This window comes from Novosphingobium pentaromativorans US6-1, assembly GCF_000767465.1.
Taxonomy (GTDB): Bacteria; Pseudomonadota; Alphaproteobacteria; order Sphingomonadales; family Sphingomonadaceae; genus Novosphingobium; species Novosphingobium pentaromativorans.
In genome coordinates this window covers 894,916-916,138 of sequence record NZ_CP009291.1, presented here as the reverse complement: position 1 = coordinate 916,138, position 21,223 = coordinate 894,916, and the positions used below count along the sequence as shown (strand labels likewise).

Sequence of the window (21,223 nt, the reverse complement as noted above, 5' to 3'; positions counted from 1 at the left end):
CCATTCCTTAGGTCGGGATGAGCTTAACACCCTGTCCAGATTTCCAGCACCACGTCACCGCACTTGTCGCCCCTTCGCCGCTGGCGAACTCAAAGGGGTGCAATGCGGTGTCTTTCCACCGGCAGCCGAAAATCTTGGCCGCTTGTGATTGATTGGCTATCGCTTTATCAATCATAATCATGCTATATCATGATTGATAGAAAGGCATCTTATCCATCATGCGCTGGAATTGGCAGCTTCCCGATTGGCCTGAATTCCGCTTCGATGCGGATAGCATCCGTGCGGCAGAAGAGCAGTTCCTGAAAGGCTCCGGCGTTGTCATCGGCGCGCTGCACCACCTAGATGCCGATGCGCGCGATGGCCTGACTGTCGAACTCATATCGCAGGAGGTCGTCGAGAGCTCCGCCATCGAGGGCGAAATTCTCGACCGCGACAGCGTTCAATCGTCGCTGGCCAAGCATCTGGGCTTTGCCACAGATTCGCGCCGTGCAAGTGCGGCGGAGGCCGGTGCCGCCGAGCTCATGGCCGATGTTTACCGGAACCATGCAGCGCCACTCGACGATCAGACGCTATTTGCGTGGCACGCGATGTTGATGAACGGACGCCGGGATATTGCCGATGTCGGGCGCTACCGGACGCATGAGGACGCAATGCAGATCGTTTCAGGGGCGCTCCACGCGCCGCGTGTGCATTTCGAGGCACCGCCATCGGATACCGTGCTACTGGAAATGTCCCGCTTTATCTCGTGGTTCAACGACCGTGCGCCGTCGTCACCGAATCCGCTTCCAGCGATCACCCGTGCCGCGATCTCGCACCTGTGGTTTGAGAGCATCCATCCCTTTGAAGACGGTAATGGCCGGATCGGACGCGCAATTGCTGAAAAGGCGTTGGCGCAAAACCTGTCAGCACCGACGCTGACCGCGCTTGCAGAAACGATCCACCGCCACCGAAAAGCCTATTACGCCGCACTCCAGCTTGGAAGCCAGAGCAATGACATCAATGTCTGGCTCGCATGGTTCGCCGATATTGTCATCGAGGCGCAGGCGCGGACGATCACCCGCATCCGCTTCCTGATCGACAAGACACGGCTGCTTGATCGCTTGCGCGGGGAAATCAACGAACGGCAGGAGAAGGCGCTGCTTCGCTTGTTCCGCGAAGGGCCGGATGGGTTTGAGGGCGGGTTGAGTGCGGGAAATTACCGGACAATTACGGGGGCTGCCCTTGCCACTGCGACACGCGATTTGGCCGATCTTGTCGAGAAGGGCGCGCTGATCCGCACCGGTGAGCGTCGCTATGCTCGTTATCGCCTTGCGGTTGGAGTGGTAGCCGATAAAAGCGCAAGTGAATGACTGAAATAATTACAGATTATCACTCAAAATACTTGGCTAGTGACCTTGTGCGACGGAGATCGTCCGATAGCAGTGAAAAGCTCGCAGTTGCTGTCGCGGGCGCGCAAGTTGATATGAATCCGCATCAAGTGGACGCGGCCTTGTTTGCATTTGCATCGCCACAGTCAAAGGGAGCGCTGCTTGCCGACGAAGTTGGCCTTGGCAAAACTATCGAAGCCGGATTGGTGATTTCGCAACGGTGGGCCGATGCACATTTCTTCCGCGTCAATCAAACAACCCAAATTTGAGCTATTTGCAGGCCGTTCCCGGGGAGCGCTACACCTCCCCTATCAATCGCGACTATGCCATCCGGCATTTCAAACAGCTCGCAGAGCGAAAGTCGGTCAGGCTTTCAAAGCTTATATGGGAAACGATGCGTTTGTTGCCAGAAACGCATCACAAACATGACTGGGCTACATATGAAAACCCCCTTCGAGCAGTGTATCGCAAGAACGAGAGCAATGGTGCGCGCTTTGCCGATTCGTGCCTTGTTCATCAGCTCCGAAATTTTGCATGGGTGCCACAGGGCAAGGCCGAATTCGTAAAGCCAGCGCAGGCTCGATCAGAACTGCTGCCAGAAGGGTTCACCTTCGATGCCGGATGGCCTTGGCTAAAAGCTATCCAGTTTGGAAAGAATATTGAAGCCCAGAGTGCTGCCGACAAGGCACGGGCCGCTGCCGTCGCCGATCGGGAAAAATCACAGAACGAAGCTGCGAAAGCATTGGGCTTTGACGATGCGGAATACGCGCCATGCCAGGCGAAGTGAAAAGGGTGGCTCAAATGCTGAGCGATACGCCTGAGGTCGTCGAAGCGGATCGCGTGACCGGGGCGGACTGTTTTCTGGCGAAATTCGTGGTTAGCGACGTGCAAGAACTTGAAACTGTGGTTGATCGCTTCGTCCCGTTCGCATCGACCGACACGGCTATCATCCAATCGTCAACAGTCGCCCGACGCCTTCCAAAATTATAAAACGTCCCGGTTCGGACTGCGGTGTTGAGGCCAGCTAAGTATATGCCTGCCCTTCGCGTTTAGCACGATCGGAGCCGACGCAAGGGCGGGCCTTGGACGCGATACTGTTATAATGTCCGGAAAGGGGTGGTTTGCTGACTGGCAGGTTCTTGGGACCAGAGGTAGGATAACTGACCTTCATGAGGGCCAAAAGCTTTCGACGGCAGTCGACCCAACTTTGCCACTCATCCGCGCATCGGCAACATTGTTTTGGGCCGCCAGGATCAGCACCTTGAGCATCGCCACCGGATCATAAGCCGGGCGACCGCCCTTCGCTCCGTCCCCGGAGGCCAGCGCCGCAACCAGCGTCGGGCGGAAAACCTCAAAATTGATGATCAGGCCCAGTTCTTCCAGCGGGTCGCCATAGGCCGATAAACGCTTCAAATGATCCGACAATCCAAACAATCCAGCCTGACGCATCGCCGCCTCCCGTCAGGACGAGTGAATCAAATTACCCCAGGAATGTCGAGAGGTTGATGGAGGTGCCCAGATAGTCGACAAGGGCGTTGTCGGCGTCGTCAAGTGAGGTTGGCGGAAAGCGGTGCCCGCTGTGCCTCGTTTCGCGTGGGTTCAGGCCAGATCGGCACCGAAGAGCGAGAGGAATTGGCGCGCTGTAGCCGAGGTGGATTCCCGGTTCCATGCTAGCGCGAAACGCACGGAAGATAGTTTTTGGGCCTTCCGAGGAACCTTGAGGTTCCGGAATGTGGCCCCATCGATAGACAGGTGCCGCGCCGAGGCCGGAACAATGGCGACTCCTTCGCCACAAGCGACGATGCCTATCACGCCTTCCGTATTGGGGGCGACATGGGCAATCATCGGGCTGAAGTCGACCGTCCGACACAGTTCCAGAAGGTCAGTGTGGAAATTGTATCCCATCCGGGTCTCATAGGAGATAAATGAACAGTATTCCAGTTCTCCGATATTTACTTCCTCTGAGTTGCGGGCGAGTGGGTGGTTGTTTGGCAGGGCGATGATAAGTGGTTCAGTGCGGATGATATGGTGAGCAATCATTGCGTCATTGATTGGCAATCTGATGACGCCAATGTCCAATCTGCCTTCTCGTAATGCTTCGAGTTGTCCGGTTATCGATATGGTGCAGAAGTCGATCGCCACATTTGGTACTGCGGAGCGGAACTGCCTGACCAGCGCAGGGATTAGCGAGTAGACCATTGATCCCCCAAATCCGATGGTCAGCGATCCTCGAAGGCCATCCGCAGTTTCGCGTGCAGCCAGAGCCCCGCTCTCAAGCAGGTCGATGATTTTTCGGGCTGTGTTGACGAAACTTGTGCCGGCAGGCGTGATCTGCACATGATGCTTGCTCCGTTCGAACAGCTTCGTCCCGACCTTGTCTTCGATATCCCTTATCGCCCGGCTCAGCGGCGGCTGCGAGATGTGGCACCGCTCTGCGGCGCGGGTGAAATTGAGTTCCTCCGCCAAGGCAATCGTGTAGCGCAGTTTGGAGAGGTCCATGGTTAAACCTTTTCGGTATGACACAGTGCGGAATCGGTATTTTACATCGCTCAAACCGCTATTACAACGAGTATCAGGAGGAATGGAGCTAATACTATTCCAGATCGTGTGAATGGAGTTTCCAACAACCATGAGCGGACGTATCCCGCGCTTGAGCTTTGAAGAAATGGCTCCGCGACTCCAGGGAATCTTGCGTTCGCGGGTGGAGCGGCTGGGCTATCTCGGCGAGTTTTTCCAATACAGTGGTGCGCTGCCCGATGTGCTTGCGCCTTACATGGAAATGACCGAGGCGCTCAAGCAGGCGCTTCCCGACCGTTTGACGGAAACCGGCGCGCTGACGGTCGCGAGACTCATGGGCAACGCATATGAATTGCATCAGCATGAGAGACTCTCGGTCAAGCGCGGCTTTGGCGAGGATTGGGTTGCTGCCGTCGAGCGGCTTTCGCCTGATGATGCGCCGCTGCTCTCGGGTAAGGAGCGTGCCGTGCAGCGGCTGGCCATGGCGATGGTCGAACGTCGCGGAGTAGGCGTCTCGCGCGAAATCGAGGTTGCTATCGAACAGGTCGGCGCGGATCAGGCCTTGGCCGTGATGTTTCTTGTCGGGCGCTACATCACGCACGCGCTGATCGTGAACGGCCTCGAACTTCAGCCTCCGGTCCCTTCGATTTTCGAAAAGCTTGGCTCATGAGCGAAGCTCTCTGGATCACCGAAGGCGAAGTGGTTTCGCTGCTGGCGCTGCCGGAAGTGATCGAGGCATTGCGCTGGGGTCTTGGCGAACAAGCGGCCGGCCGCGCCAGCAACATGACCAAGACGCAACTGACTTGGGGTGGCGGCTCGACCCTGCATGCCATTGGCGCGCTATTCGAAAGCGGGCCCATTGTCGGCACCAAGACCTGGACCCACACCAAAGGCGGCGCCAATCCCCTGCTGTTGCTGTTTGACGCGGGCAAGGGGAAACTGCTTGCCGTGATCGAGGCTTTCGCACTGGGGCAGATGCGTACGGCGGGGATCAGCGGCCTGGCAACCGATCACCTTGCTGATAGCGCAGCGCGGACAATGGCCATGATCGGCACTGGCAAGCAAAGTCTGGCGCAAGTCGCCGCCGTCGCTGCGGTGCGCCCGCTCGAACGAGTGGCCATCTGGAGTCCGACCGAAGCCAACCGCCGGGCGCTGGCGGAAAAAGTGCGCGACCGACTTTCGTTGGAGGCCGTGGCGGCAGGATCGTTGGAAGAAGCTCTGGCGGGGGCTTCGGTCGTCACTTTGGCGACGCGGGCCGGAGCGCCCTTTATTTCGCGCGATGCGCTTGCGACTGGCGTGCATCTCAATGCCATCGGCGCAATAGGGCCGGACCGGATTGAGTTTGAGCCACAGCTTTTGGACCGCGCGACGGTTTGTGCTGCTGACAGCATATCGCAGGTGCGGAGGCTTAGCCGGGAATTCATGGCTGCCTTCGATGACGATGAGGCGAAGTGGACGCGGCTGAGGCCGTTGAGCGAACTGGTGGCGACGCGATTCCAAAGACCCGCCGACGCCGATCTCACGGTTTTCAAGGCGATGGGCATGGGGATTTCCGACTTGTCTGTCGGGATCGAGGCACTTCGGCGGGCACGCGCGAAAGGCATGGGGCGTCAGCTGACAAGCACCACTTTTCATGAGCCGAGACTGCGGCTCGATCCGTGATGACTTGGGTGAGCCGGAATTAGGAATGGAAGCGACAAGATGACGAACAGGAATATTCTGGATGGCAGTGGTCCGCTCTTGCCTCAGTCGGCGCTGTGGGAACCATTTATTTTCACAAAAGAGGAGATCGACGCGGAAATCGAGCGGCTAGCCGCTATTCCCAAGCCTGCCAACGGGCGCCGCAGGTCTTATTTTGTCCATCCAGCTAACCGTAGATCGGTCGGGCTTGGCCCCGGTATCCAGGTATCGCTCGATGTGCTTCTCCCGGGGGAGGAAACAGCGACCTTCCGCCAGAACTCGAGTCAAGTGAATTTCGTGATCCGGGGGCAGGGACGCAGCGAGATCGATGGTCAGGTTCGCGATACTTCCCTTTATGACGTGTGGAACACGCCTTCGATGCGGGTTTATCTGCACAAGAACACCGGAGACGATCTTTACGCTCGGCTGACTTACTCCAACGCGGCGCTGCTCGAGATGATGAACATCCATTTCCAGGAGGAAAATCCGGATATCGCGTCGCCCTCGGAAAACGGCCACGGCTCTGAGGAGTACGATCCTACGAAGGTCAATCCATTCGGAACGTTCCAACTGAATGAGGGTGGGGCGTGGCTGATGCCATACGAGCGCCTGATCGATCCGCCATGCCACGAAAGCCCGGCGCTGTTCTGGCCGTGGGCAGACGTAAAGGAGCATCTCGACAAGCTTGAGGCGCTTGGGAAGGAATACGTTGGGCGTAGGCTCTATCTCTTGTGGAATCCCGCTACCGGCCGGACCAATGGAACGACGCCGAACTTCTTCGCCACCATGACCCTTCGCCCGCCGAAGATAGTGGATCGGCCGCATCGACATTCGTCAGCGGCGATAAACTACTACTTCTCCGGTTCAGGCCGATCGACGGTGGAAGGCAAGGTCTATGAGTGGAAAGCCGGCGATCTTATGCTTTCGGCGCCGGGCTGGGCGGTTCACAATCACGCGAGCTTCGATGAGCCGGTTTATGAACTCACTATCCAGGATCAACCGCTCAACATCGTGATGGAATCCCTGCTTTGGCAGGAAAGCCTTAAGGAACCTCCTGCCCTGCTGGGGGTTCAGCAGGGATTTGCGACAAACCGTGTCGAGGTGGCGGCTTGATGCAGGCTGCAACCCCGCCTGTCGTCAGTGGCCGGATCGGGCGCATGCTCGATGACAAAGCCATTCAGGCCGCAGCGTCGGCACTCGAAGAGGCTGAGCGCAGCCGAAAGCAGATCCGTCTTCTGAGCGAAACCTATCCAGAGATCACGATGGATGATGCCTATGCGATTCAGGATTGCTGGATCGGGATGAAACTGGCCTCTGGGGAGAAGCTGGCTGGCTGGAAGATCGGCCTGACATCCAAGGCGATGCAGGCGGCGGTTTCGATCGACATTCCCGACTCCGGCGTTCTGCTGGAATCGATGCGCTTTCCAAATGGAGCGGTTATTGTGCCTGGCCGCTTCATCCAACCCCGGATAGAGGCCGAGATCGCGTTCGTGATGAATGGGCCGTTGGAAGGGACGGCGACGGTGGAAGACGTCCTCGCGGCAACGGATTACATTGCTCCGGCGCTGGAAATTCTCGATACAAGAATCGCTCGCAAGGATCCCCAGACGGGTAAGCTGCGCACAGTCTATGACACGATTTCGGACAATGCGGCCGATGGCGGTTTTGTCCTTGGCGATGCGGTCACGGATTTCTCCGGACTTGATATGCGTTGGCTTGGCGCGATCGTGTCACGCGATGGTGAGGTCGAGGAAACGGGGCTGAGCGCCGGCGTTTTGAACAACCCCTTGATGTCGGTTGCCTGGCTGGCGCAACGTCTTGCGACCTATGGCCACAGGATTGAGGCCGGCCAGGTTATCCTGTCAGGATCATTCATCCGCCCTATCGAGGCCATTCCCGGAAGTGAAATTGTCGGCGATTTCGGAACTTTTGGACATGTGTCATGTCAGTTCGAGTGAACATCTCCGTGCCAAGCAGGAGGCACCTATGAATCCGTTCAAGGCGGCCATCGGAGCAAGGCGCGCGCAGATCGGCCTGTGGCAGGCGCTGGCCTCTCCCTACACGGCTGAAATTTGCGCAGGCTCGGGTTTTGACTGGCTGCTGATCGATGCGGAACACGCGCCGAACGACATTCCGCTAGTTCTTGCCCAGCTTCAGGCCACGGCTGCCTATCCTGTTGAACCAATGGTGCGCATTCCAAGCGCAGATGCGGTCTTGATCAAGCAATACCTCGATATCGGTGCGCGCTCCCTGATGGTTCCCATGGTCGAAACGGCAGAGATGGCCACAGGGATAGTCCGGGCGACGCGTTATCCACCACATGGCATCCGGGGCGTTGGTTCGGCAATCGGGCGCGCAAGTCGCTGGAACCGCAGGGCGGGGTATCTGCAAAAGGCCTCAGAAGAAATCTGTGTAGTCGTGCAACTGGAGACCGTTGCGGCCATCAAAAACCTGCATGCCATTGCACAAGTCGAAGGTGTTGACGGGATATTTTTGGGGCCTTCGGATCTCGCCGCAGACATGGGATACCTCGGCAATGCGCAACATTGTGATGTTCAGATGTTGATCGAGAATGCCTTGGCAGAGCTCAACAAGCTTGGCGTCCCGGCCGGAATATTGATGGCGGATGAGGCATTGGCCAAGCGTTATCTAGAACTTGGCGTCAGTTTCATTGCCGTTGGGACCGATATTTCTCTCCTTGCGCGCGGAGCTGAGCAACTGTGCGCTCGGTTCCGATCAATGAATGGGGAAAGCTGATGATACGAAGTTTGCTGTCTCGCAAATAAAATTACAGATATCTTGGGAAAGGATAAGCTCCAAAATGAGCAACAGGATGCACAGCGCCAATGCCTTGAAGATTGGTCTCTTCGGCGCGAACTGTTCCAATGGCCTTGCAGCCACGACAGTGCCAGAACGGTGGGAGGCGAACTGGGATAACAATCTCTCGCTTGCTCGCATGGCTGATGAAGCGGGTCTGGAGTTCATGCTTCCGATCGCGCGCTGGCGCGGTTTTGGGGGAGAATCGCAGTTTCAGGAGAGCGTCTTGGAGACGGTTACTTGGGCGGCGGGACTTCTCGCGGCCACTACCGGGATAACGGTATTTGCCACAACACACGTTTCCTACTTTCATCCGGTGGTCGCGGCCAAGCAGATTGCGACAATGGATCACATCGGTGGCGGACGATACGGGCTCAATATAGTCTGCGGTTGGAGTCAGGCTGAATTTGACATGTTCGGAATCAAGCTCTCGCTTGAGACCGAGGGAAGGTATGAATACGGCCAGGAGTGGTTCGACATTGTTCGCAAAATTTGGACGAGCAGCGAGCCATTCGACTGGAGCGGCAAATATTTCAATTTGCGCGGCGTGAAGGGGCATCCAAAGCCGACAGGTGGCGTGCTCCCTCCCATCATGAACGCCGGAGCGTCGGGTCCCGGCCAGGATTTCGGAGCGAGGAACGCCGATAGTTGCTTTATCACGATGGTCTCACCCGAAAAAGGCAAGATGGAAGTGGAGGCGATCAAGCGGAGCGCCAAAGAAAAATACCTTAGAGATGTAACAGTATCTACTAACTGCTATGTTGTTTGCCGAAATACGCGCAAGGAAGCAGAAGAATATCACCGATACTATACGGAAGAATGCGGAGATCATGAGGCGGCAGAAAATCTTATGTCTTCACTTGGCGTGAGTAGTAAATCATTTTCTGCAGAGCATTACAAATTATACAAAACCAGATTTCTTGGGGGCCACGGAGGCTATCCTATCATCGGAAGTCCGGATGACGTTGCGGATGAACTGGAGAAGATTTCGCATGCCGGTTACGCCAGCGTTGCTTTGAGCTTTGTCAATTATCTGAACGAGCTTCCATTGTTCAGGGATGAAGTTTTGACGAGACTAGCCGCAAGGGGTGTAAGAGCTTGACGGTTATGTTATTAAAGAAATTAGGGTTTAATAGCTAAATATAAGCTTACATAAAAAGGGGAGATGTCATGAACGTTACTAAGGATAAGGCGGTAAGGTCGAAAATTTCATACTTCGGGTATTCGACGGCTCTTGCCGGGCTTCTGTCGTTTGGGAATAATGCTCTTGCTCAAACAGCAGTATCCAATGAACAAGCAGCAGAGCCCAATGGAACTGTCGGCATCGAGGAAATCATCGTTACTGCACAGAAGAAGTCGGAAAACGTTCAGAAGGTCGGGATTGCCATTCAGGCTTTCACGGGCGACGATCTGGCCGAGCGCGGAATTCAATCAAGTACGCAATTGGTTGATGTCACGCCCGGCCTCGCTCTATCTAGCGCCGGTGGCGGCACAGAGAGCCACTTTTCCATTCGCGGTGTGACGCAGAGCGATTACAATGACATTGTCGAGTCTCCGAATGCGGTTTACCTGGACGATGGCTATATGCCCTTCCAGGGCGCTCAGACCTTCATGATGATGGATTTGGAGCGCGTTGAGATACAAAAAGGGCCGCAAGGCACGCTCTTCGGCCGAAATGCAACCGGTGGCCTTATCCAGTTCATTTCGAGGAAGCCGAGCCTGACCGAGTATTCCGGCTATCTTTCGTTGGAGGCTGGTATGTTGGATAGCCCGACGAACCCGCTGCGCACCACAGTTGAGGGGGCCGTTGGAGGGCCGATCTCAGACAAGCTTGGTTTCCGGATTGCCGCAAAAGGCTTCAAGCTCTCGCCCTTCGTGATCAACAGGTATCCCGAACAGCTATTCGAAGGCCCGCTTTCGGGCGACGGCGCAGACCTTGGTGCCGAACGCATGCTGGCGGTACGCGGCATTCTCCTTTTCAAGCCGAGCGAGTCGTTTTCAAGCGAGCTCACCGGCTTTGTCTTGCGCCGAACAATGTCGGCGGGTTTATTTGAGCAAGAACAGGCCGCTTCCGTCATCGATAGAAATGGCACGTGGGTCGATACGGTTGTGATTGGCCCAAATGAAACGAGACTGTCGATCGGCCCGGGTGGTGCCGATGCCGGTTGGGACGTCCAAAACACAGGCATCTTCACACCTGGACCTCCGGAAAGACCGGTTCCTGGCGGTGATTATTTCGGTTTTACGGGAATAAAGCCTTGGGTGACGTCTAGCTCTTACGGCTTTGACAAGGCGGGCCATGTCGACATGGAAGGCGTCAACCTGAAAAACACTTGGGATATCTCGGGTGCGATTACGCTGACGTCCGTCAGCGACTACAAGAAATTGTCAAAGCTGCAAACCTCCAACGGCGGTTCCGGACCGACTGCTTTAATATTCCCGACTATCGGCAATGAAGCCTGGTCATTTACCCAGGAACTTCGTCTCAATGGAAAGGCCGGAAACCTGCAGTGGCAAGCAGGCGCGTTTTACTTGCATACTGATATTGATGCGAACAGTGCGCTTGGCATCGGCCTTGCAAATCCACAAATATCCTTGAGCACGCTGGCATCCCAAAAAACCAATTCCTATTCCATTTTTGCGCAGGGCGACTGGTCCTTCGCGGACAAATGGAAGTTGATTCTAGGCGGACGCTATACGCAAGAGAAAAAACGTTCTTTGGTAACACAAACTAGTTTCCTTCGACCCACTGAGTTGTACTATCCGAGGACTATAACGGACCCGGGCTACATCGCCACCATTGGGCCTCTCCCAGGTGGGCTTCCCTTTGCCGGCAGGTCAGACGATGGCCTCTGGGCAATGAAAGCACAGATCAACTACAGCCCGACCAACGATATGCTGCTTTATGCGGGCGTGAACAGGGGGGTCAAAGCGGGTGGCTTCAATTCTCCTCTTGCCGGCGGGCTTCCAATTCCTGCAAGTCTTCTATCTTACAAGCCAGAGGTGATTTGGGCTTTTGAAGGGGGCGTAAAGTCCTCGTGGTTTGATAATAGGCTTCAGGCAAACCTGTCGATCTTCCATTACGACTACAGGGATTACCAGGCATTCTTGTTCGCTGGCGTCGGCGGTATCGTTCTAAATCGGGATTCAAAGACGAACGGCGGCGAACTTTCGATTAAGGCTGTTCCAGCGCGCGGGTTAAACATTACGGCCGGGGTTTCGTACACCGATGCGAAAGTCTACAATTTTCCTACCGACGTGACCGAGCAAGTGGTCCGCACCGTAAGGCCTTCATTCACTCCGAAATGGCGTTCGAACCTCGATGCGCGCTATTCTCATTCGTTCCATAACGGAACTCTAACTTGGGATGCGAACTGGACATATCGAAGCTCAATGTTCTTTTCGCTTCGCAATTTTTCAGCGGTGTCGGACGTGGGGCACAGCAAATTCGGCGCTGGAATTAGCTGGGAGGATCAGTCGGAACAGCTCACTTTTGGGCTGAGAGTGGAGAACTTGGCAAACGAACGGATCAAGACCTCGGTGTTCGACGTCGCGTCGGTGTGCGGGTGCGTTGACGTGAGTTATGAATTGCCGAGGGTTTACACGCTTTCAGTGAGGTATAACTTTTAAACGGACCCAACTGATCGGAGGAAGCGGTTGGTCGCAGAAAAATACACCGGTTATCGATCGTCGAATTGCACCACGCATTCGGGATCGGGCGCTGTGATCGGCTTCTGCGTCCAACTGTGAATCTCGCGTTTTTACGCAACATCGGCGGATTGAGGTTCGAGCGGCAGTTATTTGACTTACGGATCTTGGATTTAGAGAGAAGCTAATCATGAATCACAAATTTGGTGCCTCACCGACCGATGAGTTGATCGACGACATTCGGAGAGATCTGGATATCGGCTTGATTGCCCCTGCAGTTTTTAGCGATCCAGACCTATATCAAGCTGAGCTTCGACGGGTTTTTACGCGTACTTGGGTATTTCTTGGGCATGAATCCGAGATCCCCAACCGGGGCGATTTTGTGCAGAGGAATATCGGCGAGGATCCCTTCATTGTCATCAGGGATGACAAGGGAGAGATTCGGGTTCTGCTGAATGCGTGTCGGCATCGCGGTGCTCATGTTTGCCGGGTTCAGGCTGGTAACGCCCGCATGTTCGTCTGCCCATATCACGGTTGGACATATGCAAATTCTGGTAAACTGTCCGGTGTGCCAGTGAAGAACTTGGGGTACGCCAAGCTTAAACTCGACGAATGGGGCTTGTATTCGGCACCGAACGTAACTGTATATTCAGGGCTTATATTTGCGAATCTGAACAAAGATGCGATTTCCTTCGAAGAATACCTCGGTGACTTTGCGTGGTATTTGGATATCAACTTACATTTATCCGAAGGGGGCATGGAAGTGTTGGGCGAGCCGCATCGCTGGCTTGTCGATGCAAATTGGAAGCAGGGGGCAGAAAATTTTTGTGGAGACAGCGCCCATACCCAGATGACGCATCGATCCGCGCTTGAAATTGGAGTAGCAGACCTTTCTTCTGCTGGCGCACCAAAACCAGATGCGGGCGTTCATGTTCATGATATCAGTGGGCATGCTGTCAGCATTCGCAGGCGCCCTGGTGAAAAGCCATTCTTCTCTTATCCACCCGAAGTTAAGCGCCACTTTCGTCCCGGGGCATTGAATGAGCAACAATTTGCCCTGGCCGAGGAGTCGCTTCTGCACAATGGAACTCTGTTTCCGAATTTCTCTTTTCTGCACATAGGCCTCAGCGAGGAATCCGGAAAGGAGGCGGCTGGTTTTCTGACTGTTAGATTGTGGATGCCGAAAGGCCCGCGGCAGACGGAGATTGTCAGTTGGATCCTCGCTCCGAAGGAGGCATCCGAGGAATACAAGCGTCGGGCCTACCGCATTGGGATGAGTTCGTTCAGTCCATCCGGAAACTTCGAGCAGGACGATGTATCTGTCTGGCCGGGCGGCGCACGCACAGGCGGTTCGATTTTCGCAGCAATGAATCATATGCGATACAATTATCAGATGGGTCTTGGAGACATGTCGCCATTGCCACCTAAGGAGATCTGGGACGGCCCTGGAATTGCAGATTCCTCAAATGCTGGCGAGGGCGGTCTTCGCTCTTTCCACAAGACATGGCTTAAATGGATGAAAGGTTCGGGCCGTAATGTCGCCGATCCATCAAATTGAAAGGTTCCAGGGCGATGCATAAATTAGATCAGGTCCGTCAAGAATCATTTGAATTCGCGGAGAAAATATCTGCAAACTTTCTAGTAAACGAAGCCGAAATTCTTGATGATCAACGATTTTCGGATTGGCTCGACATGCTTGATCCGGATATAATCTATCAAGCTCCCGTCAGGACTATCCGAGAAAATTGGGATCAAAGCGGCATCAGCCATTCTGCTTTCTACTTCGATGAAAATATGGGCACACTGCGAACAAGGGTAGAAAGACTCAAATCCCGATTTGCTTGGGCGGAAAATCCCGCGACTCGAACCAGAAGGTTCGTGAGCAATATTCGCGTTGCAAGTGCGGAGGGTGGTCTGCTGTCAGTGCGAAGCAACATCGCTGTTTTTTGCTACCGCGGAGACATCGCTGCACCAGCAATCCTTACCGCCAACCGGATGGACGATCTTCGTCTCTGTGATGAGGGAGTGCGACTAGTGCGAAGGTATGCAGTCCTTGACACGACTGTTCTTGGCTTGGGTGCTTTGTCAATATTTGTTTGATCTCTTGGTTAAATGAAATAAATTAGGGAGAACTATTTCAATGGGTAAGCTATCCCTAAGTTACGCTGGCCATATTGCTGACCGGGTTAGGGGGCTTTATGATGGCGTTGTTGATGTAAATGGAATAGATCTTCATTTTACAGCCCTGACACCGGTCGAGGCTTTTAACAGAGTCTTGTCTGGTGAATTTGCAACTGGAGAGATGTCGTTCTCGACGGTGGTAACCAGAGTCGCACGAGGAGACTTCCCCTTCGTCGCAATTCCAGTTTTCCCGGCACGGACTTTTCGACATGGGGCTATCTACGTGAACAGTGCGGCTGGAATTGCGCGCCCTGAAGATCTCATAGGCAGACGGGTCGGCGTTCCCGAATATGGCATGACGGCTGCAGTTTGGGCCAGGGGATTGCTCAAGCACGAATACGGTGTAGGTCCGGAAGATATCAACTGGGTGACTGGAGGGTTAACCGGGCCAGGCCGCAAACCTCTCGTCAATCTTGACCTTCCCAAGATCAGGATCGAGCACGAGGTAGAGCGAGGTTTGAACGACCTGCTGCTGGAGGGGGCGATAGATGCTCTGATCGCACCGCAGGTGCCACCGGCGCTTCTGGCCGGCGATCCGCGGCTTGCCTATCTGTTTGCCGACGTGCCGGCGGTAGAGCGCGAGTATTATAAAAAGACCCGAATTTTTCCGATCATGCATACGGTCGTTATCAGGCGGGATGTTTACGAGCGTGATCCATGGATTGCGGCCAATTTGTTCGAGGCATTCGTAAAAGCCAAGAATCTTTGCCTGGCTGATTTGACGATAGACGAGCCGACAACTGTCAGCGTTCCTTGGATTCAACATCACGTTGCTGCAACTAAGCGACTTTTTGGAGAGGATTTCTGGCCATATGGCGTTGAACCCAATCGCGCCACGATAGAAGCACTGTGCCGCTTCCTTTACGAACAGGAAATCACGCAGCGGCTCGTCGGCGTGGATGAACTTTTCGCTGAAACTTTCCAGTCGGCCCCTGCCCGGCTTTAACCGAAGAAGGACAGCTCGATGCCAGCAGTTCAAGCTCCGCAGATGCGCGTTGGAGTTATCGGCCTTGGTGGTGCAGCGCGTCAGATGCTTCCAAGCTTCCAAACCCATCCGCACGTTGTTATCGCCGCCGGTGCGGATCCTCGCGAGGATGCCCGTGATGCATTCTCGACCGAGTTTTCTGCGCCAGCATTTGCGCATCCCGAGGATCTTTGCTCCTGTTCAGATGTTGATGTCGTTTATATCGCGACCCCTCATCAACTGCACCGCGAACATGCGGTTCTTGCAGCCCGGGCAGGCAAACACATCATCGTCGAAAAGCCGATGGCGCTGACCTTGGAAGACTGCGATGCCATGATCGAGGCGGCAGAGCACGCCAAGGTTCTTCTTGTCGTCGGGCATACTCACGCCTTTGATGCGCCAATTATCGAGATGCGGCGCTTGATTTGCGAAGGTGCAATTGGACCGTTGGCATTGATCAACAATTTCAATTACACTAATTTTCTTTACCGACCTCGTCGGTACGAGGAACTCCGAACCGAAAGCGGCGGCGGGGCGATTTACAACCAGGCTCCGCATCAGGTGGACATTGTGCGCTTACTTGGAGGCGGGAAAGTGGAAAGCGTCCGCTCGGCCTCGTGGGCTCTCGATCCGGACAGGCCGACTGATGGGGCCTATTCAGCGTTTCTCCAGTTCGAAGGGGGCGCCGTGGCGGTCATTGTTTACAGTGGTTACGATTTCTTCGATTCGGATCAATTCCATGACTGGGTCGGCGAGCTCGGTGAGTCAAAGCCATCTGGCTTAAATGGATCGGCGCGTCGTGCCCTTAGCGCGCTTCCGGCTGGCGCCGACGAATCGGCGCTGAAGGCCCAGCGTGGACTGGGTGGTAAACCTTCCCCGTCGCACGATGATCCGGCTAGCCGGGCACATCCTCATTTCGGTGTGACAATCGTAACAGGGCGCGATGGCGATCTGCGCCAGACGGCCCGTGGACTTGAACATTACGGGCGTGAGGGCATCCGGGAGATTGCCATCCCCGGACCGAAAGTCTTTCCGGACAAAAGCGGACTTGTGGATGAAATGTACGATGCCTTTGCGGGCCAACAACCGCTGCTTCGCGATGGACACTGGGCGCGTGCCACTATGGAAGTGTGCCTTGCCATCAGGCAATCCGCGCTAGAGGGCCGTGAGATACAATTGAGCCGTCAGGTGGGAATATAAGATAAAGTACTAGAAAGGTCTTAAGGCAATGCAAGCATCCGATTTCAAAGGGCTTTACGCTATCATTCCGACGCCCGCCGTGCCGGGTTCAGATGCCCTTAGTGCGAAAAATACGATTGCGCTCGACGAAACCGAACGGCTTGTCAATAATCTGATCCGCGACGGGGCCGATGGTTTGATCATTCTTGGTACGACCGGCGAATGTGCAACTCTTTCCGCAGCAGATTTTCGGGCATTCGTGGATTGTGTGTGCCGAACCGTAGACAAGCGAATCCCGCTTGTCGTCGGGGCGACCGCGCTTGGAGGACACGAGGTCTTCGACCGCTTGAGCTTCTTGAAGGCGCAAGGTGCCGATGCCACCATGCTGGGCTTGCCCATGTGGCAACCATGCACCCTGGACATGGCGGTTGGTTTCTACAGCGATGTATCCGAAGCATTTCCCGATCTTCCCGTTATGGTCTATGCCAACGCGCGCGCATTCCGTTTTTCGTTTCCGACGGAATTCTGGGCGGCTGTTGCCCGCAATGCTCCAAGCGTTGTCAGCGCCAAGTCGTCGCACGCTCGCGATCTGGCGCGCAACATTGCCGAAACGGGCGGACGCATCCACTTCATGCCCAGCGACATGGTTGCAAACCAGTTCTTCGAAATTTCTCCGGAGACGACGACTTCGTGCTGGGCCACCGCTGCCGCCATGGGGCCGGAACCCGCCAAGGCGCTAATTGACGCAATTAACCGCAACGATACATCCGAGGCTAACCGCTTGGGTGAAAGAATCGCTTGGGCCAACCAACCGATACAGCCGATACTGGCCGATCAGGAAGGCTTTGCGTCCTACAACATCCAGGTTGAAAAAACGCGCATCGCCGAGGCCAACTACTGTATCCCGGGTCCGGTGCGGCCGCCGTATAATCATTTTCCCGAGAACTATGCCGAACTCTCAAGAGATTGCGGTCGTCGATGGGTGGAACTGCGCCGGGAGCTTTCAGTCAACTTGGCGAACTGATGTCTAAAAGCAGAGGAAGCAATAATGGATGCAGAAGATATTGTTACAAATCCCGTCATTCGAGCCGAATTGGAAGCTTTGATTGCTGAGCATGCCTATCGTGTTGATTTCTGCTGCTCTGAAAACCTTGCTGAACTCTATACTGAAGATGGGCGATTTGTTCTTCCTTCCGGTACAGAGTATGTCGGACGGGAAGGCGTGAATGCATACGGTCGGTTGAGCGCTGGCAAGTCCGATCGCCGCGTGCGACATGTGTTCACCAACTTCCGTTTCGTGATGGACGGCCCCGATCAGATCCTTGGCGTCAGCTTCGTCACGCTCTACCGCACACAGCACCGGGACACAGCTCCGCCAGAGGCAGTGGCGCTGGCCGATGCCAAGGACATCTATAGGCGCTGCCCCGATGGCCGGTGGCGCATTTACGAACGGCGCATCGAGGTCGTGTTTGAAACCGACGAGCACAGGCAAGGCTGATACGATCAGCCTACCGTAGTACCCGTCCCATGGGGAGTTGAGAGATGCCGGTAAAAGATTATTCTGATGTTGCGCTTGGTGATTTGATTTCGCTCGCTGGCCGGACGGCCGTGATTACGGGCGGTGCCGCAGGCATTGGCAAGTCGATTGCTCGCCGACTGGCCGAAGCTGGTGCAGCCGTCATGATTGGCGATCTCGACGAAGGCAAGGCGCAATCTGTGGCCGCGAACCTTGCCGAAACGAGTGTGCCTCATGCAGGCGTCAAAGTCGATGTGCGCGACCATGCCTCGATTGCGGCGCTGGGCGACTTTGCGATTGCCAGGACCGGTCGATTGGACATCTGGATCAACAACGCAGGTATTTTTCCTGCGGGCAAGGCGCTCGAATTGCCTGATGATGACTGGAGCCGGGTTCTGGATATCAATCTGCGCGGCACATTCTTCGGGGGTCGCGAGGCGGCGCTGCGGATGCAGGGGCAAGGCGTCATTGTCAATCTTGCCTCCACGAACAGCTTCAACACGGGTGTGAGTGCTATCCACTATGTCGCTTCCAAACATGGAGTGGTTGGTGTGACCAAGAGCCTGGCCGTCGAATTGGCTGGAAAGGGCATCAGGGTTCTTGCTGTCGCTCCGACAATGACCACGTCTGACGGCGTAATGCAGATGCGCAAGCTCGGTCCAGAAGTCGCCGAAGGTTTGGACAACTTTGCCCATTCGCTTCCGCTCGGTCGCGCAGGCGTACCGGATGACGTCGCGCGAGTAGTGCTGTTTCTGGTTTCCGACCTTGCCGCCTTTATGACCGGGGCGGTCGTGCTGGTTGATGGCGGGGAATTAGCAAAATAAGCGATACGTGACCGCTGGATGTCCGGGTAATATTCCTCAACGGGAGCAGGAGTAAGATGCACATGAAGAATTTAGCAATCCAAGCAGCTGACGGCGGCAGGTTCAACGCTTATGTCGCCTTGCCGCCTGATCAGACCGGCCCAGGACTGGTCCTTCTGCATGAAGCCTTTGGCGTAACATCACATATGCGGCGAATGGCCGATAGGTTTGCCGAGGACGGCTATGTCGTCCTCGTTCCGGATCTGTACTGGCGAATTCAGCCTGGCGTCGAATTGAGCGACGCCGAGTTTGATCGCGCAATGGAGTTATATCAGAAATTCGATGCTGATCTTGCGATAAAGGACATCGAAGCAACCATTGGCACCATGCGGAAGATGTCACAGCATGTCGGTGGGGTCGGCGTGGTCGGTTTCTGTCTTGGCGGGACACTGGCCGCACTGACTGCGGCGAGAACGGATATCGATTGTGCGGTCAGCTATTACGGCGTGGGTATTGCCAATCATCTGGACGAAATGGAAAAGGTGAAAATCCCGATCAGCTTCCACTATGGGACCGAAGACGAGCATTGCCAGCCTGAATTCGAGGCGATGCAAGCCTTTGTCGATGGGCACCGGGGCAACATGTCTCTTCGAATGTATCCAAATGTGGGGCATGGCTTCGCTAATGATGATCGGGCGTTTTACGATCCGGGTGCCGCAGAATTGGCGTTTACAAGAGCGTTAACGACCATTCGTTCGGCGATTGGTCCGAAATTCGATATCGAGGGCATCTGGGAGACCCATCTTTATCATGAGTTCGTGACCAAGGATGCGGCTGAGACTCTCAAGACCATGGTCGACAATCCCTACGTCAACATCGCTCCCACTCTTACGGGGGGTGTTGGTCACGATATGCTTTTGAGATTCTACAAGTACCACTTTGTTGATGTTCATCCCGAAGATACGAGGATGATATCGATTTCCAGGACCGTGGGCGTAAACCGTGTCGTCGATGAGATGATCATGTGTTTTACCCATGACCGGGAGATACCTTATCTTCTTCCTGGTATTGAACCGACCGGTAGATACATGAAGGTTCCCATGGTTGCTATAGTCTCCTTCAAGGGGGGCAAGGTATACAATGAACATATTTATTGGGACCAGGCATCGGTTCTTGTTCAGGCCGGCTTGCTTGAGAAGAATGGTCTTCCAATCATGGGCTCGGAAATTGCCGACAAGCTTCTCGACAAGAACATCAGGCCTAACGATTTGATGATGGATATCTGGGCAACAAGTGAAGGAAAGCCGATATGATTGTGCTGAGGTTTACTATTATGAATCTATTTGAGTGTGATTACCTTGGATCCCATGATCTGACATCATGGGGCATTGGGTAGAGCCGTTGCGTCAGTTTCGGTGAGGCAGCGGCAGCTTGATCGTTTTTTTATTCAATCCGGCACGGGATATCGAGCTCAATTTGGTAGGCGCAAGGTTTCCAGTCAATCAAGCTTGGTATTACTTTTTGATTTTTTTGCCAATTGAAGTGCTGCATTAATGGAGTGTCTGAAAATGAGTTCAATCGCGCCCCGCCCCCGCGTGACAGGCATCCACAGCATAGCGCTGCGGGTACCTTGTTATGCCGAGGCCATTGCGTTCTATCGTGATGTCTGGCTGCTGGAGGATATGGGGGAACGGGATGATTCTCACGCCTTCCGGACGGCTTGCGCCGATCACGATAACCTCCTCCTGAGCAGCGGCGAACCGGGGATCGTAAATATTAGCCTCACTGTCGCTACTCGTGAAGATCTTCTGAGCCTTGAGCGCAAGATCGAAACGTCTAGCCACGTAGTGTATGCTTTGAGCGAAGCTGATTTGGCACCAGGCGAGGCGTACGGGCTTGTAACTACCGATCCCGATGGCCGGCAGATCCGACTTGTCGTGCCGACGCGTCCTGATCGGCCCTGCGAGGCAGTTGCCGACAGTCTGGCTCCGCAGAACATTGGGCATGTCGTGCTGTGGACTCCGGACTCATCAGTTTCTGAGGCATTCTATGGCTTGCTTGGTTTTTCAGTGACCGACAGGACGCATTTGGGGATGTCCTTTCTCAAATGCGGCAACGAGGACCACCATTCCCTTGCGCTGGTTGGCTCGAAGACGGGACGGGCAGGGCTTCAGCATCTCGCGTTCGATGTCGGTTCAATTGATAATGTCATGCGCAATTTTGCCAGGCTTCGGGACCTGGGTGTATCAATTTCGTGGGGTGTTGGACGACATGGACCTGGGAATAATGTCTTCAGTTATTATCAGGATCCGGCAGGAAACTTCGTCGAATATTATGGCGACATGCAGAAATTTCCGGTCGATGAGGACCTCGAAACCAGGTTCTGGGGGGCGGAACACAAAGGCGACGTCTGGGGTGTGGCGGGGGCACCTCCCGACGCCTTCAGGCAATAGTTGACGGAAGAGGAGATGCCGCGCGCGCCGACTGAGTAACTGTCCCGTGGTGCATTTGTTTCCGTATCGGATTGGTGCGATTCCGTGAAAAGCAATTT

23 protein-coding genes are annotated in these 21,223 nt (G+C 55.0%); 20 read left to right on the top strand and 3 right to left on the bottom strand.

Annotated features, from left to right (window positions below):
* Positions 1–7: 7 nt before the first annotated feature.
* Positions 8–181 (bottom strand): hypothetical protein, encoded by a 174-nt coding sequence (locus JI59_RS27015; protein ID WP_160289721.1) that lies wholly within the window; start codon positions 179–181, stop codon positions 8–10.
* Between the two features lie 37 nt (positions 182–218).
* Between JI59_RS27015 and JI59_RS04180 the strand changes: the two genes are divergently transcribed.
* Genes JI59_RS04180 through JI59_RS04170 form a run of 4 tightly spaced genes read left to right on the top strand, consistent with a single transcriptional unit; the run spans position 219 to position 2,357 of the window.
* Positions 219–1,349 (top strand): Fic family protein, encoded by a 1,131-nt coding sequence (locus JI59_RS04180; protein ID WP_007015364.1) that lies wholly within the window; start codon positions 219–221, stop codon positions 1,347–1,349.
* Entirely contained in the window at positions 1,346–1,636 is a 291-nt protein-coding gene (locus JI59_RS26060) for a DEAD/DEAH box helicase family protein (protein WP_202946110.1), read from the top strand. The genes JI59_RS04180 and JI59_RS26060 overlap by 4 nt, the downstream gene beginning before the upstream one ends.
* Positions 1,633–2,154, top strand: a complete 522-nt coding sequence (locus tag JI59_RS04175) for a hypothetical protein (protein ID WP_038575303.1) — start codon at positions 1,633–1,635, stop codon at positions 2,152–2,154. Before JI59_RS26060 ends, JI59_RS04175 begins: the two co-directional genes overlap by 4 nt.
* Positions 2,139–2,357 (top strand): Lrp/AsnC ligand binding domain-containing protein, encoded by a 219-nt coding sequence (locus JI59_RS04170; RefSeq protein WP_052117828.1) that lies wholly within the window; start codon positions 2,139–2,141, stop codon positions 2,355–2,357. The genes JI59_RS04175 and JI59_RS04170 overlap by 16 nt, the downstream gene beginning before the upstream one ends.
* A gap of 177 nt (positions 2,358–2,534) precedes the next feature.
* Here JI59_RS04170 and JI59_RS04165 read toward each other — a convergent pair whose 3' ends face one another.
* Positions 2,535–2,816, bottom strand: a complete 282-nt coding sequence (locus tag JI59_RS04165; RefSeq protein WP_007015360.1) for a transposase — start codon at positions 2,814–2,816, stop codon at positions 2,535–2,537.
* Positions 2,817–2,966: 150 nt separating this feature from the next.
* On the bottom strand, positions 2,967–3,866 hold the full coding sequence (locus JI59_RS04160; RefSeq protein WP_007015359.1) for a LysR family transcriptional regulator: 900 nt from the start codon (positions 3,864–3,866) through the stop codon (positions 2,967–2,969).
* Positions 3,867–3,996: 130 nt separating this feature from the next.
* On the opposite strand from JI59_RS04160, the gene JI59_RS04155 reads away from it, so the two are divergent.
* The 16 genes from JI59_RS04155 (at position 3,997) to JI59_RS26030 (ending at position 21,125) form a co-directional block, all read left to right on the top strand.
* Positions 3,997–4,554 (top strand): carboxymuconolactone decarboxylase family protein, encoded by a 558-nt coding sequence (locus tag JI59_RS04155; protein WP_038575305.1) that lies wholly within the window; start codon positions 3,997–3,999, stop codon positions 4,552–4,554.
* Positions 4,551–5,546 (top strand): ornithine cyclodeaminase family protein, encoded by a 996-nt coding sequence (locus tag JI59_RS04150; protein ID WP_007015357.1) that lies wholly within the window; start codon positions 4,551–4,553, stop codon positions 5,544–5,546. Before JI59_RS04155 ends, JI59_RS04150 begins: the two co-directional genes overlap by 4 nt.
* Before the next feature lie 39 nt (positions 5,547–5,585).
* A complete protein-coding gene (locus tag JI59_RS04145) occupies positions 5,586–6,677 on the top strand; it encodes a cupin domain-containing protein (RefSeq protein ID WP_007015356.1) in 1,092 nt (363 codons plus the stop codon).
* A 44-nt stretch (positions 6,678–6,721) separates the two neighbouring features.
* Positions 6,722–7,522, top strand: a complete 801-nt coding sequence (gene hpaH / locus JI59_RS04140; RefSeq protein ID WP_038576934.1) for a 2-oxo-hept-4-ene-1,7-dioate hydratase — start codon at positions 6,722–6,724, stop codon at positions 7,520–7,522.
* Between the two features lie 28 nt (positions 7,523–7,550).
* A complete protein-coding gene (locus JI59_RS04135) occupies positions 7,551–8,321 on the top strand; it encodes an aldolase/citrate lyase family protein (protein ID WP_007015354.1) in 771 nt (256 codons plus the stop codon).
* Between the two features lie 64 nt (positions 8,322–8,385).
* Entirely contained in the window at positions 8,386–9,483 is a 1,098-nt protein-coding gene (locus JI59_RS04130) for an LLM class flavin-dependent oxidoreductase (protein ID WP_007015353.1), read from the top strand.
* A 68-nt stretch (positions 9,484–9,551) separates the two neighbouring features.
* Positions 9,552–12,011, top strand: coding sequence for a TonB-dependent receptor (locus JI59_RS04125; protein ID WP_007015352.1), 2,460 nt, complete (start codon positions 9,552–9,554; stop codon positions 12,009–12,011).
* Between the two features lie 208 nt (positions 12,012–12,219).
* The gene (locus JI59_RS26055; protein ID WP_007015351.1) at positions 12,220–13,587 is read left to right on the top strand and encodes an aromatic ring-hydroxylating oxygenase subunit alpha; all 1,368 of its coding nucleotides are present in this window, start codon (positions 12,220–12,222) and stop codon (positions 13,585–13,587) included.
* Positions 13,588–13,601: 14 nt separating this feature from the next.
* Positions 13,602–14,129, top strand: coding sequence for an aromatic-ring-hydroxylating dioxygenase subunit beta (locus tag JI59_RS26050; RefSeq protein WP_081474079.1), 528 nt, complete (start codon positions 13,602–13,604; stop codon positions 14,127–14,129).
* A 40-nt stretch (positions 14,130–14,169) separates the two neighbouring features.
* Positions 14,170–15,156 carry an ABC transporter substrate-binding protein gene (locus JI59_RS26045; RefSeq protein WP_138921542.1) on the top strand — a complete coding sequence of 329 codons (987 nt, stop codon included), beginning with the start codon at positions 14,170–14,172 and terminating at the stop codon, positions 15,154–15,156.
* Between the two features lie 18 nt (positions 15,157–15,174).
* Positions 15,175–16,374 (top strand): Gfo/Idh/MocA family oxidoreductase, encoded by a 1,200-nt coding sequence (locus JI59_RS26040; RefSeq protein WP_007015348.1) that lies wholly within the window; start codon positions 15,175–15,177, stop codon positions 16,372–16,374.
* A 28-nt stretch (positions 16,375–16,402) separates the two neighbouring features.
* The gene (locus tag JI59_RS04100) at positions 16,403–17,377 is read left to right on the top strand and encodes a dihydrodipicolinate synthase family protein (protein ID WP_007015347.1); all 975 of its coding nucleotides are present in this window, start codon (positions 16,403–16,405) and stop codon (positions 17,375–17,377) included.
* A gap of 24 nt (positions 17,378–17,401) precedes the next feature.
* A complete protein-coding gene (locus JI59_RS26035) occupies positions 17,402–17,851 on the top strand; it encodes a nuclear transport factor 2 family protein (protein ID WP_007015346.1) in 450 nt (149 codons plus the stop codon).
* Positions 17,852–17,895: 44 nt separating this feature from the next.
* Complete coding sequence (locus JI59_RS04090) at positions 17,896–18,693, top strand: SDR family NAD(P)-dependent oxidoreductase (RefSeq protein WP_007015345.1); 798 nt, start codon at positions 17,896–17,898, stop codon at positions 18,691–18,693.
* Positions 18,694–18,755: 62 nt separating this feature from the next.
* Positions 18,756–19,985 carry a dienelactone hydrolase family protein gene (locus tag JI59_RS04085; RefSeq protein WP_202946109.1) on the top strand — a complete coding sequence of 410 codons (1,230 nt, stop codon included), beginning with the start codon at positions 18,756–18,758 and terminating at the stop codon, positions 19,983–19,985.
* Between the two features lie 255 nt (positions 19,986–20,240).
* On the top strand, positions 20,241–21,125 hold the full coding sequence (locus JI59_RS26030) for a VOC family protein (protein WP_160289715.1): 885 nt from the start codon (positions 20,241–20,243) through the stop codon (positions 21,123–21,125).
* Positions 21,126–21,223: the final 98 nt, after the last annotated feature.

Coding starts and splice junctions, on each gene's coding strand:
- JI59_RS04160 (WP_007015359.1), bottom strand. CDS start 3,866: ATGGACCTCTCCAAACTGCGCTACACGATTGCCTTGGCGGAGGAACTC.
- JI59_RS04145 (WP_007015356.1), top strand. CDS start 5,586: ATGACGAACAGGAATATTCTGGATGGCAGTGGTCCGCTCTTGCCTCAG.
- JI59_RS04130 (WP_007015353.1), top strand. CDS start 8,386: ATGAGCAACAGGATGCACAGCGCCAATGCCTTGAAGATTGGTCTCTTC.
- JI59_RS04085 (WP_202946109.1), top strand. CDS start 18,756: ATGAAGAATTTAGCAATCCAAGCAGCTGACGGCGGCAGGTTCAACGCT.
- JI59_RS04100 (WP_007015347.1), top strand. CDS start 16,403: ATGCAAGCATCCGATTTCAAAGGGCTTTACGCTATCATTCCGACGCCC.
- JI59_RS04150 (WP_007015357.1), top strand. CDS start 4,551: ATGAGCGAAGCTCTCTGGATCACCGAAGGCGAAGTGGTTTCGCTGCTG.
- JI59_RS26045 (WP_138921542.1), top strand. CDS start 14,170: ATGGGTAAGCTATCCCTAAGTTACGCTGGCCATATTGCTGACCGGGTT.
- JI59_RS26040 (WP_007015348.1), top strand. CDS start 15,175: ATGCCAGCAGTTCAAGCTCCGCAGATGCGCGTTGGAGTTATCGGCCTT.
- JI59_RS26035 (WP_007015346.1), top strand. CDS start 17,402: ATGGATGCAGAAGATATTGTTACAAATCCCGTCATTCGAGCCGAATTG.
- JI59_RS26030 (WP_160289715.1), top strand. CDS start 20,241: ATGAGTTCAATCGCGCCCCGCCCCCGCGTGACAGGCATCCACAGCATA.
- JI59_RS27015 (WP_160289721.1), bottom strand. CDS start 181: ATGATTATGATTGATAAAGCGATAGCCAATCAATCACAAGCGGCCAAG.
- JI59_RS04180 (WP_007015364.1), top strand. CDS start 219: ATGCGCTGGAATTGGCAGCTTCCCGATTGGCCTGAATTCCGCTTCGAT.
- JI59_RS04090 (WP_007015345.1), top strand. CDS start 17,896: ATGCCGGTAAAAGATTATTCTGATGTTGCGCTTGGTGATTTGATTTCG.
- JI59_RS04125 (WP_007015352.1), top strand. CDS start 9,552: ATGAACGTTACTAAGGATAAGGCGGTAAGGTCGAAAATTTCATACTTC.
- JI59_RS04165 (WP_007015360.1), bottom strand. CDS start 2,816: ATGCGTCAGGCTGGATTGTTTGGATTGTCGGATCATTTGAAGCGTTTA.
- JI59_RS26060 (WP_202946110.1), top strand. CDS start 1,346: ATGACTGAAATAATTACAGATTATCACTCAAAATACTTGGCTAGTGAC.
- JI59_RS04135 (WP_007015354.1), top strand. CDS start 7,551: ATGAATCCGTTCAAGGCGGCCATCGGAGCAAGGCGCGCGCAGATCGGC.
- hpaH (WP_038576934.1), top strand. CDS start 6,722: ATGCTCGATGACAAAGCCATTCAGGCCGCAGCGTCGGCACTCGAAGAG.
- JI59_RS26055 (WP_007015351.1), top strand. CDS start 12,220: ATGAATCACAAATTTGGTGCCTCACCGACCGATGAGTTGATCGACGAC.
- JI59_RS26050 (WP_081474079.1), top strand. CDS start 13,602: ATGCATAAATTAGATCAGGTCCGTCAAGAATCATTTGAATTCGCGGAG.
- JI59_RS04170 (WP_052117828.1), top strand. CDS start 2,139: ATGCCAGGCGAAGTGAAAAGGGTGGCTCAAATGCTGAGCGATACGCCT.
- JI59_RS04155 (WP_038575305.1), top strand. CDS start 3,997: ATGAGCGGACGTATCCCGCGCTTGAGCTTTGAAGAAATGGCTCCGCGA.